At 33.1% G+C, this 12,973-nt stretch carries 6 protein-coding genes; all 6 read left to right on the top strand.

Annotation, left to right across the window (positions count from 1 at the left end; genetic code table 11):
• Positions 1–89: 89 nt before the first annotated feature.
• The gene (locus AA089_RS21955; RefSeq protein WP_046759168.1) at positions 90–2,291 is read left to right on the top strand and encodes a TonB-dependent receptor; all 2,202 of its coding nucleotides are present in this window, start codon (positions 90–92) and stop codon (positions 2,289–2,291) included.
• 425 nt (positions 2,292–2,716) lie between these two features.
• The gene (locus tag AA089_RS23970; protein WP_053002631.1) at positions 2,717–5,746 is read left to right on the top strand and encodes a leucine-rich repeat domain-containing protein; all 3,030 of its coding nucleotides are present in this window, start codon (positions 2,717–2,719) and stop codon (positions 5,744–5,746) included.
• A 378-nt stretch (positions 5,747–6,124) separates the two neighbouring features.
• Positions 6,125–6,364 (top strand): hypothetical protein, encoded by a 240-nt coding sequence (locus tag AA089_RS21945; RefSeq protein ID WP_046759167.1) that lies wholly within the window; start codon positions 6,125–6,127, stop codon positions 6,362–6,364.
• A 6-nt stretch (positions 6,365–6,370) separates the two neighbouring features.
• On the top strand, positions 6,371–8,035 hold the full coding sequence (locus tag AA089_RS21940; protein ID WP_046759166.1) for a helix-turn-helix transcriptional regulator: 1,665 nt from the start codon (positions 6,371–6,373) through the stop codon (positions 8,033–8,035).
• Between the two features lie 265 nt (positions 8,036–8,300).
• Positions 8,301–11,417 carry a leucine-rich repeat domain-containing protein gene (locus AA089_RS23965; protein WP_053002630.1) on the top strand — a complete coding sequence of 1,039 codons (3,117 nt, stop codon included), beginning with the start codon at positions 8,301–8,303 and terminating at the stop codon, positions 11,415–11,417.
• Positions 11,418–11,654: 237 nt separating this feature from the next.
• Positions 11,655–12,973, top strand: a 1,319-nt coding sequence (locus AA089_RS21930; RefSeq protein ID WP_046759165.1) for a leucine-rich repeat domain-containing protein, incomplete at its 3' end; no start/stop codon positions are given.

The raw sequence follows: 12,973 nt of genomic DNA, 5'->3' as shown, positions 1-12,973 counted from the left end.
AAAATTTATACTTTTACAAACATAGGAGCGATCTTGATTCTTGATTTTAGATTCAATTCACACATACATTAACTAGAAAACATAAAACTATGCAATTACGAATATGGAGCCTTTTGTTCCTATGCATAAGCTGCGGATTTGTCAACGCACAAACAAATGACATTACGATAAAAGTATTTTCAGCACACGAAAAAGAACCATTATTGGGCGCAAACGTGTTATTTGAAAACTTACAAAAAGGAGCAATTACCAATGAAGAAGGAAAAGCAATTTTTTCTGATATTCCCAACGGAACGCACAAACTCATGATCTCTTTTGTTGGTTTTAAAACGATAGAAACGTCCATTACATTTCCAACAACTAACGTACTTGAATTTTCTTTGGAAGAAAGCAAAGGCGCGTTAAATGCCGTTGTGATAGAAGCTACACGTAGTACACGTGACATTCGCAGAATTCCTACACGAATAGAAGTTGTTGGAGGCGAAGAGCTAGGCGAGAAGAACATGATGAATCCGACAAATATTTCCATGGTGTTACGGGAAAGTACAGGAATTCAAATGCAGCAAACATCGCTCAGTAGTGGAAATCAAAACATTCGAATTCAAGGTCTAGACGGACGATATACGCAATTATTACGCGATGGTTTTCCGCTTTACGGAGGATTTTCTAGCGGATTGAGCATTATGCAAATTCCTCCGTTAGATTTAAAACAATTTGAAATCATCAAAGGAAGTTCGTCCACATTATATGGTGGTGGCGCCATTGCAGGTTTGGTCAATTTAGTTTCCAAAACGCCTGATTTTGAGCCAGAATTGGACATCATGTTTACACAAACACACGCATTGGGAAGTACGGCGAATGTCTTTTACAGCAAGCGAAACGAAAAATACGGAGTCAGTTTATATGCTTCAGGAAACTATCAAAAAGTGTATGATCCGGAAGATGATGGATTTAGCAATTTGCCTGAAACTACTTCTATTGCATTTAACCCAAAATTCTATTACTATCCATCGGAAGATACTACCTTTTGGATTGGCTTAAATGCGAGTTATGATGACAGAATTGGTGGCGATGTCAATACTATTGAAAATGATGGAAATGCTACATTTCAGTATACGGAAGAAAATATTTCACAACGTGTAAGCAGTCAGGCAGTATATACCACACAACTAGATTCTGCGCGTGTTTTCACGATAAAAAATAGTTTTTCATTCTTTGATCGAGAATTAAATGTACCTAACTGGCAGTTTAGTGGAAAACAATTAAACTCCTTTACTGAAGTAACATTACAGCACAATTATGATAAAAACGATTGGACGCTTGGCGCAAATTTATATACGACAAATTTTGACGAAAATGACAATTCGCCACTGCAACGCGATCAAGATGATGTAACATTTGGCGCTTTTGTAAACTCAAACTTCGATTTATCAGAGAATTGGATATTAGAAACAGGTTTGCGAACCGATATTGCAAGAGGTTGGGGAATATTTGTACTTCCGAGAGTTTCTTTATTGTACAAAAATGATTCGGGATTTTCCAGTCGACTCGGTGGTGGATTAGGATACAAAACACCTGATTTATTTACGGAAGAAGCGGAATTTATAAACTTCCAAGATATCTTACGAATTGATGAAAACATATTGAAAGCAGAGCGTTCATATGGTTTAAACCTAGATTTTAATTACAAAACTAGGCTTTTTGATGATACGATTGGTTTCTCTATCAATCAATTATTTTACCTGACATCAATTGACAATGGATTATTGTTGAACTTGAATGCAAACAACTTTTTTCAATATGAAAATGCGGATGGAAATATTTTGAGTAAAGGTGCTGAGACGAATATTAAATTCTCGTACGGACATTTTAAATGGTTTCTAAACTATGCATTAATTGACGCTACGTTGAATTACTTACCTGGAAATCCTCAAAAACCATTAACAGCAAAGCACAATGGCGGAAGTGTTGTTATGTATGAAACGGGTACGTGGCGTTTGGGCTATGAAACGTATTATACAGGAACGCAATTTTTATCAGATGGTACAGAAACTAGAGATTTTGTAAGTATGGGATTTTTAGCCATGCGCAACTTTGATTGGGGCGGCATTTACGCCAATTTCGAAAACTTTACAGATAGAAGACAAAGTCGTTTTTCATCATTAACACCACCAGTCACAAACAATGCGGCGTTTCCTGAAATCTATGCGCCAACAGATGGTTTTATCTTCAGTTTAGGAATTATCATCAAACCATTTGGAAATCATAGTGAACATCATGATGACCATTAAATAGTATTGAGAATTGAGATATTAGTATTTAGAGTATTCTCAAATTAAAAGAGGCTGTCCGAAAAGTTAAATTTTCGTCAAACCGAACTTGATTCGGTTTCTCATAATCATTGAAAATCAGTGTGATGAGATTCTGAATCATTTGCTGAATCAAGTTTAGTACATGATTCAGAATGACGCTTTTTTATACTTTTTGGACAGCTTTTTTTAGTTATGCTAAGTTTAAATTTTCTTCGTTAAACCTCAAAAGAATACTACTGTTGAATTGGGATTGTATGTTTTTTATTTTTAAATACAATAAAATTTTTCTAATCAAATTACTTCCAAAATACTAACAATCTGACAATCTAAGTTGTTTAAACTAAAACTGTAAGAATTTATTTCTTATTTTTAGAGAGTGTAAATTCCCTCGAAAATAAAATTGGATGTCAATAAAGCTAGAATTTAAAAGTAAAATTGATGTATTTGACTTTATATATGCCGAATTTGGATTAGGATCTGAAGAGTATAGTTATAAATTTAATGCACAAGAAGAACTCACTGAGTTAGATCTGTCTGAAAATGAATTGGATACTATTAGTGGGCTGTCAAATTTAACGACTTTAGAGCGATTATATTTGCAAAATAATCAATTGACCGATATTACGAGTTTATCCGAACTTACGTCGTTGAAAATATTATTTCTTTCAAATAATCAATTGAATGATATTAGTCCTCTATCCAAGTTAACTTCGCTGGAAGTATTAGACTTTTCAGATAATTTACTGACAGATACAACTATTTCGTCTTTATCAGAATTAGTGGATTTAGAAGAATTATACCTTTCCAATACACAATTGACTCGTATTGACTTTTTAGTAAACTTTACTTCCTTACGCGTATTAGATATTTCTGAAAATAAACTAACAGATATTAGTGTTTTATCTGCATTGAAATCATTAAAGTTTTTACATCTCAATGCGAATCAAATTAGTAATATTGACGCCTTAGCATCTTTAACAACGCTGAGTTATGTAAATCTGTATGGCAATCATATCACTGATATTACACCTTTAGCTAATTTGAAGGAATTACGCTTCTTAAGCCTTTTTAATAACAAAATTGTAGATTTAAGTCCATTAGAAGGTTTAACATCACTCGAAATGCTGTCTATTCATGACAATCCCTGTGTAGAAGAAGATATCATTGATCCTCAAAATAATCATATTGACTTTTTAAACTTATGGTTGGCAAAAAATAAATTGAAAGATAAAATCTTTGTATTGTTGCCTAAAAAAGTCGTTTTTCTGGGGAATCATGCTTCTGGGAAATCGAGTTTATTGCACTATTTACAACATAAAAATTATGCTCCTGAAACCTCAACCACGCATGTTTTAAATGTAGTGCAACATCAATTAAATGACACTGAAAGTGCAACATTAAAAACGATGTTTAGTAATATTTCTGGGATACAAGATATACTTCCTATGATGTATTATGATTTTGGTGGTCAAGATTTTTATCATGGTCTGTATCAGAGTTTCTCCTCTAAAGTAGCTTTTCAAATAGTTGTTTACTGTGCTGACCAGACAGAAATAGAACTTGTGAAAGATTCTAAAAAGTACGATACGTATAAATATCCGTTGTCATTTTGGCTCAAAGAAAAAGAATATCTTGAAGCAGGAGCCAAGAATCCTTATTTTATTGTGGAAAATAAAATAGACTCGAAAGAAAATAACGCTTTCGTAAAACAGTACCCAAATATTTCTGACTTTGTAGCGCCTAATGGGATATTTCATGTGTTTTTAAAAGCATTAAACGAAAAAAATCCTTTAAAAGAACAATACAATAAATTACAACTCGAATTTCTTAAGAAGCAATTATTACAAGAATTGTATGAACCACAAGAGATTTCTAAAAAGGTAATCGAATTTTATAAAGAAATATATAATGACAGTATTTTAGATGAACTAATTATACGTAATATTGACAAGTATACTTCAAGAATCAAGGGTATTTCTGAGCAAAATATGCTAACGCAGTTGCAATTACTTGAAAATTCGGGCGTGTTATTTTTATCGGCAAATCAAACGGAAGTAATTGCAAATCCAAAGGCTTTCATCAAGTATATCCATAAGAATGTATTGAAGAAGGAAATAATTTTCAACAAAAAAGGAAGATTATCTTTTCAGGATTGGAAAACTATCAATAATGGAGTGCATGCAAAACGTGTGGAAGCATTTATGCTAAAGCAGAAAACAATGTTTATTGATGCGTACACTGAAGAATACATTTTTCCGAATTATTTGCCATTGTATGTACAAGATGAAGAACGTTATTTTCTTAATATAACCGCAGTGCATTTAGCATTTTCTATACAATTTGATTATTTTATACCGTTTGGTTTCATAAATGTTTTAATTCATCATTTTGGACAAGAACCAAATAAAAAGAAATTTTGGCGCGATGCTATTTACTTTATTCAGCACGAAAATGGAGTTCCAAAGGCAAATGTTTTTATTGTAATCAATATTCCAAAGTTATGCATTGATATACACGTTGAAAAACGTGATGATAGTTTTAATATTCAACAATTCAAAAAATATTTATGGTTGTGCATGACCAACTTGTATGTACAATACTCATTAATTTCGTGGGAAGAATTTAAAAAAATAAAGATTACTAAATCGGTAGGAATTACAAAGGAGGAAAATATTGTGATTGGTAAAGAACTGTTTACTCGAAATGCATTTCCGAAAAATATTAAGGTATCGCTAGACGGAGATTATTACATATCCATTTCTAAACTTGAAGTATGTATCGACTCTAATGAATACCATATACAGCTTGCAAATACGAAAAAAAGAACAAAACTATTTCCTCTAAATCAATTTCAATTATTTACAGAAAAAACGATTAAAAAAATGAAGAAGATTTTTATTTCTTATTCCAATGCGGATATCTATTACAAAAAAGAATTAGAGAAGTTTTTAAAGCCATTTCAAAAATTTCAATTAGCAAAATCATGGAGTTGTGAAGAAATAACACCTGGTTTGTGGGACGATCAAATTCAAGAAGAATTAGAAAGTTCTGATATTGTAATTTTTATGATGTCTATGAATTTTGCTTCGTCAGATTATATCTTAAAAGATGAAGTATACAACACATTTCAACAGATGGCTGAAAAACCAGAGAAAAAAATTGTGTGTGTATTAGTTAAGCAGTTTCCTTGGAATTTCTTTTCCTCTTCTTCCTTAAAAAATATTTTTAATATAAAAGATGGCGACATCAGTGATGCTGATAAAGCAGGTTTTGCATTAGCTAATTTACCCACAAATCAATTTATACCATTTTATACAGACACATCTAGTGAAAATAAAAGTGATCATAAACGCTATTTGAAACCAATCAATCAATGGAAATTTGAAGAAGAAGCATATACACAAATCATTGAAATTTTGGGCAAAATAATATAGTCTCTGTTAATGTTTTCAAATAACCAATTTGTGCAATTTTTAATATTCTACACAAAAAATTTCAGGCAACATTTTTAAATTCTACAAAATAAATAAAGTGTTATTTTTCTGTATTTCAATCATTTATACAAGTATTTGTCTTTTCTTCTGAATGCATCAAAGAATGGCTGTTTTTTTATAGCTTACTATCAAAAAACCGACATTTTGTCGGAAATGTAATAGTATTAAACGGTATTGTTATATGCTTGCAAAAAAAATGCAGCTACTTTTGTTTTGTAAAATTATAGTATAGTAAACCTTTGCATTTACATAAAATTGATTTATAAATAAGCATACGTAAAACAAATCATTTATCAACCAATTTTAAAAACTAGTCAAATGATAAGGGGAAATAACATCAAAAAAATACTAGCCGTCGGCACACAATTATTTGTGATAATTTGCTGTGCTGCACCATCAGTTAGTCCTAAAGAAGCTCAGATAGCAGACGTTAACGAAAATAGTGTTATCCATCACTTTCCAGTTGCTTTAGATGCTGCTGTTAGGGAATTGAATAATGTAAATGATTCTGAAAATTTTAGGTCATATTACACTGAAGAATTGTTATCTAAAAACTAAGATATTATGAAAAAATTAGCCATAACCATCTTGTTTTTTGTAGGCTCTTTTAGTGCAATTGGACAAGTAAAAGATAGCATTTCGGATGCATTAAAACTTCAAATTGAAAAGGCAGCAACAAATGTTGAAAAAATTCCATTGTTGCTAAAATTAGCGGATCATATGTCTACATTTGATGTAGATGCAGCACGTCAGGTCGCTTTGAATGCTCAGAAGATCATTGAGACAAATACGGATGAAAATGTGCACTATCAAAAACAAAAAGCAACACTTTTTCAAACACTTGCTGTATGTGACGAACTGCAAGATAATTTAGTAGCATCACTAGAAAATTTACAAAAATCTATAGACATTTTTAGTAGTATCAATGACTCTTTAAATTTAGGAAAATCATATCGAATTAGAGGTTCGTTATCTATAAAAAATAGAGATACAATTGCTGGGAGAAAATATTTTAGAAAGTCGATTGATATTCACAAAAAAATAAATGATTCTGTAGGAATCTCAAAATCGTACATTTACTTAGGCGTGTCATTTTTTTACGATGCTAAAAAAAGAGATTCGATGCCTTATTATACCAAATTGGCAAAAACGTATGACAATTCTTTGGAAACTCAGATAAATGCAGACGCCAATTTAGCATCGTTTTTTCTGTATGATGGTAATTTTGAAAACGCTAGAATGACTTATGAAAGTTTGATTGGTCCGCATAAAAAACTTAAAAAGTATTTAGGATTAAGCAGTTGTTATCAAAGTCTCGGGTCTGTATATGCATTTTTAAATAATAAAGAAAAATCATTACAAGCATTAGACAGCGCTATTGCGTATTCAAAACTTACAGGAAATAAAAGTTTTTTAGTGTCTCAGTACGAATCGAGACGAAATATCAATTATCACTTTAAAGATTACAAAGCTGCAATTAAAGATTTTAATTTGTTTAAAAAGTATTACGATTCCGTGAATGATTTACAAGAAGCGAAGCGTTTTACGGAATTGGAATTAAGTTATGAATTTGAAAAAGAAAAAGAACTAGCCACTATTGCACTAGACAACGAACAAGCCAAGAATACATTATACTTTATTTTACTGTTTATCACGATCATTGGTGCTGCAATTACATTTATATTGATTCGGAAAAATAGTAAACAACGTTTGCACATTACTCAAAATGAACTACAACTAAAAGAAGTTGAAAAACTCAAAGCTGATTTAGCACTTGCAAATAGGGAAAAAGAACTCAAAAAAGTAGTCATAGAAAACTCCATCACGGAAGAAGTATTGAATAAAACGTTGGATGATATCAAACAAATTATCACGTTTGAAAATGAACGGGAACGACAAGCAGCACTAAAATCATTATCTGCTTCTTTATTATCGGAAACTACAGCCAAAAGTTCAACTTCAAGTTTGCAAAACTATTTAGATAAAGTAAATATCGACTTCAAAATACGATTAGACTCGCAATTTTCAGTACTAAAACCGAAAGAAAAAGAGTTGCTTTGCATGATGAAACTTGGATTGAGTTCAGCAGAAATTAGCAAATTACTCAACACAACATTGGCGTCTATAAAATCTTCAAGATACCGAATTCGTAAGAAACTAAACCTAGATTCTAGCGATGATATCATTGCTTTTATTGAAACCCAAGAGACTTCAAATTTGAATTCCTAAACAATACAATTCAGATACTTCAAGAACACGAATGAAATACCTACTATTGCCGTTTTTTTACGCAATAATTAGGATTTAATTTATTGTAAATCAGATTATTATTAAGTTGATACCTTTTTGATACCACCTAAAACTTGTAACAAATCCGACATAGAATTTTCTTTGTTTACGATTAAAAAATCAACAATTGAAAAGTACTAAATACGCTGTTTCAATTCAAACTTTTTTAATCACGTTTTTACCAGAAAACTAAATATTCCATATCATGAAAAAAATAGTAACAATTATCCTATATATAAGTATCGTTTGTTTGGGAATTAGAATAAGTAGTGCGCAGACTGCAAATCCAGAAGGTGGCGGATCAATTTTTATTGTTGATGGCATCGAATATGAAGCTATAAATTTTGATCCAAACGAAGCAATACTCAGTTTCGCAGATCCAGAAGGTGCATTTACTGTGCCAAGTGCTGTAACATTTCAAGGCGTTACCTATAGTGTTGTTGAAATTGAGAGCTCAGCTTTTTTTGAAACACTGATCACAAGTATTACGCTTCCGGCTACTATTAGAGAAATAGGATCTTTTGCTTTTGAGTCTTCAACAGTAGCACAAGTAACTGCCTTGGGTACTACGCCACCAACGCTAGGGTCTTTTACTTTTGACGATCGTAGCGCTATTTCGTTAACGGTTCCTACAGGAAGTGAAGATGCTTATTTAAGTAACGGATGGACGGGTTTTGCAACGATTAACGGAATTAATCCAAATTTTGAAGTAAACAATATCACATACAGTATCAACTCACAAGCAAACAATACAGTAAGTATTATTGACAGTTCCATCACGGGAGTTGGTGTAACCATTCCTACTACAGTTACATTTAACAATATAACATATACCATTACTGAAATTGCAACTGACGCGTTTAAAGATAATCAACTAACGAGTGTTACTATTCCCAATACCGTTACAAAAATAGGAGAGAGCACTTTTGAAAATAATCAATTAACGAGTATTACGATTCCTAGCTTAGTCACCACATTGGGAAGGAGAGCATTCAATACGAATCAACTGGCTAGTGTTGTATTTCCTGCAAATTTAACAGAAATGGGAGATCGTTGTTTTGAAAATAACCAATTAGCGAGCATAAATATTCCAACGGGAATTACATTCTTAGATTTTAGAGTTTTTCATAACAATAACTTAACGAGTGTTACGATTCCTGCGAATATTATAACTATTGATCTTTCAGTATTTACAGGAAATCCTATTACGACTATAGATGTATTGGCTACAACACCGCCAAGTGTCACAACAATTTCCTTTGACAATGAAAATACGATTGATGTAACAGTTCCCGTAGGAACAGAAGCAGCCTATCAAGCGTCAGATTGGAATATATTTGCGACCATTAATGGAATTATAAATTTTCAAGTAGGAGTAACGTTTACCGAAAATAACTTTAATTATGAAATAACATCCTTAAATCCAAATGAAGTAGCAATTACAGGCGGAACAAATATTCCGAACGATTTAATTATTGATGCCAATGTAAGCAATCAAGGATCAACGTTTACGGTAACAAGTGTAGGCGTAAGTGCTTTTGAAGAAGGAACACTTACAAGTGTACAATTACCTAACACCATTAGATTGATTGATGATTTTGCCTTTCAAAACAATCAAATAGGAAGCTTAACAATTCCAACAAGTGTCACACGAATTGATTTCAGAGCATTTCGACTCAATCAAATCGGAGGCGATTTGGTCATTCCAAATTCAGTAACTTCTTTAGGAAATGGTGCTTTTGAATTGAATAACCTAGCTAGTGTTACCATTTCTGAAAATATATCAGCTATTGGAAATCAGACGTTTAGAAACAATCAATTAACAACGGTGACCATTCCAGCCAATGTAAATTCGCTGGGAAATAATTGTTTTAGAAGCAATCCATTAACAGAAGTTATCGTTCTAAATACAACACCACCAACTATTAATTCTGGTAGCGGAGATTCTTTTCTAAACATTAGAGGAAATATAGCATTGACTGTTCCCGCAAATACAGAGTTGAATTATTTAACGAATGGTTGGACAGGTTTTGCCTCAATAAACGGAGAAGATGCTTCATTTTTCAATGAATTTGAAATGAATAATATTACCTATAAAATTAACAATTTAACTCCAAATGAAGTTGAAACAGCAGACACATCTATTACGGGAGCACTAACCATTCCAAGTACGGTAAATGATGGTACAGAAAACTATGAAGTTACCATAATAGGCAATAGTGCTTTTAGAAATAAACAACTCACATCAGTTACGATGCCTAATAGCATTACAAATATTAGTACAGATGCTTTTCGTGACAATCAACTAACTTCTGTAGTCATTCCAGCTTCAGTAACAAACATTAGTACAAGAGCTTTTCAAGATAATCCACTCTCAGCGTTTATTACAGAAGCTGTGACGCCACCGACAGTTAACAATCAATCAAATGGAAACAATTCGTTTACCAATCGATCTACAATTGAAGTTTTTGTGCCAACTGGTACAGCACAAAATTATATAAATAATGGTTGGACAGGTTTCAAATCAGTCCTTGGCGTTTCCAAAGCATTGGTGCTAAACGTGTATTTACAAGGAGCTAGCTTAAATCCAACTACAGGAGAAGAAAACTTGATGCGTGACGATTTGCGTGTTGCAGGATTACTGCCTGGAATAAGTCCGTATGGAGACGGTTTGCTAATTTTTAACAACACTTTTGTGAACAATACTACTGGTGAGGATGCGATAGTTGATTGGGTTTTTATCGAACTACGTGATGCAGCAAACAACGCAATCATTGTAGAAAGTACATCTGCATTACTGCAACGCGATGGAGATGTTGTCGGCATGGATGCTGTTTCGCCAGTACAATTTACGTCCGCTTTAGATCATTATTTTATCACGGTAAAACACCGAAATCATTTGGGCGTGATGTCTGCAAATACGAAAGAATTACTATCAGTAGCAAACACGCTAAATTTCAGTGATGCCAACAATCCAATTACATTTGGTAACAATGCACAAACTGATGCTGGAATGCCTGCAAGCAAAGTAGGAATGTGGTCTGGAAATGTAAACGGAGACACCATTGTACAATACCAAGGGGGAACACCAGATACAACGGCCATTTTATCAGCCGCTTTAAATGATCCTGGAAACTTTTTAAACTTTTCCACATTTATCATCAACGGTTACAATAACAATGATGTAAACCTAAGTGGTACTACACAATATGAAGGTGGAGCTGCAGATTCTCCGCTCATCTTACAAAACGTATTAGCACATCCAGGGAACTTTTTAAACTTTAGCACTTTTCAAATCCAAGAACAATTGCCACAAAACTAAATATGAATACCAGCACTAGAAATTAACATATTTGACACGCTTGGAAGTCTAAATGATATGAAAATAGCTAGAAAATTTAAACCGTTTTTTTCCTTTTTGGAGTTCAATTTTCCCCTTCAAGGAGTTTTACTAGGTATACATACAAGATATAACAGAAATTAGCGGAGTGTAATTCGTAAATTTTTAAAACATTAAAACTTTTCAAAAACCAACACAATTACCAGAAAATTAATAGTCATGAAAAAAATAATTATAACCATACTCTTACTTTGTATTGCAGCAACATGCTTTGCGCAAACATTTACTGTGGACGGATTCAACTATAACGTTATTTCAACCAATCCGAACGAAGTAGAGGTAACTGGTGGAACCGATGGTAGCAATCCGCTTACCTTTCGAAGTACAGTAACCGATAATGGAATTACGTATACCGTAACTACCATTGGTAATTCCGCGTATAGAAATGGTGCAAGTAATGTTGTTTTATCAAATACGATTACAACGATTAAATTTCGAGCATTTAGAGATAATGGCGGATTGACGAGCATTACGCTTCCAGCAAGTGTGACTTCCGTTGGAGGTGAAGCTTTTTTTGGAGGCGGATTAAATGAAGTTATAGCTTTAGGAACTGTGCCTGCGTCAATTTCAGGTAGTTCTTTTGGAACACGTAGTGGCGTAAGTTTAGAAGTTCCTGATGGTTTAGAAGAAACCTATCGTTTGGCAGGTTGGACAGGTTTTAATACCGTGAATGACGAAATTCCACTTGGAAATACTTTTAATGTAAGTGATTTACGGTACAGAGTTACATCACAAAATCCGCTAGAAGTTGAAGTTGCTGGTCGTTTAAATGGCATTGTTGATATCGTAATTCCGCCAACAGTTGTAGAACCACAATTTGGAGAAACCTATACGGTAACAGCCGTTGGGGATCGTGCGTTTAGAAATGCAGGAATCAACAGTGTTGTGTTTTCAAATACGATAGAGACTATCAAAAATGAGGCTTTTGAGAATAATAATTTAACGACAATTACACTTCCTGCTTCTGTAACATCGATTGCTACTGAAGCTTTTAATGACAATAATATACTCGTTGAAATCATTTCACAGGCAATAACAGCGCCTACACTTGGAACTAATAGTATTCGAGATCGTGGAAACATTGTTTTAACAGTGCCAAGCGGATCGGAAGCTTCGTATGTAAATGGCGGATGGACAGGTTTCTTTTCCATCAATGGAACACCTTTCATAGGTTCCGATTTTTCTGTAGATGGTTTTAATTATAGAATTAATGGTGTCAATCCCAATACGGTTGAACTAAGAGGTGGCGGAAGCGGCACGGATATAGTATTACCTTCTACAATCATAAAAAACAATATTTCATTTACCGTAACTGCTATTGGGCTTCGTGCTTTTAGAAGTAGAAATCTAAACAGCGTTGTACTACCAATCAATGTAGAAGTTATTGGAACAGAAGCGTTTGAGGATAATAACTTAACAACCATTACACTTCCTGCTTCGGTAACATCGATTGCTACGGAAGCTTTTAGAGACAATAA

Origin of the sequence: Kordia jejudonensis (assembly GCF_001005315.1) — a bacterium.
GTDB classification, from domain to species: domain Bacteria; phylum Bacteroidota; class Bacteroidia; order Flavobacteriales; family Flavobacteriaceae; genus Kordia; species Kordia jejudonensis.
This window is presented reverse-complemented; position numbering and strand designations above follow the sequence as displayed.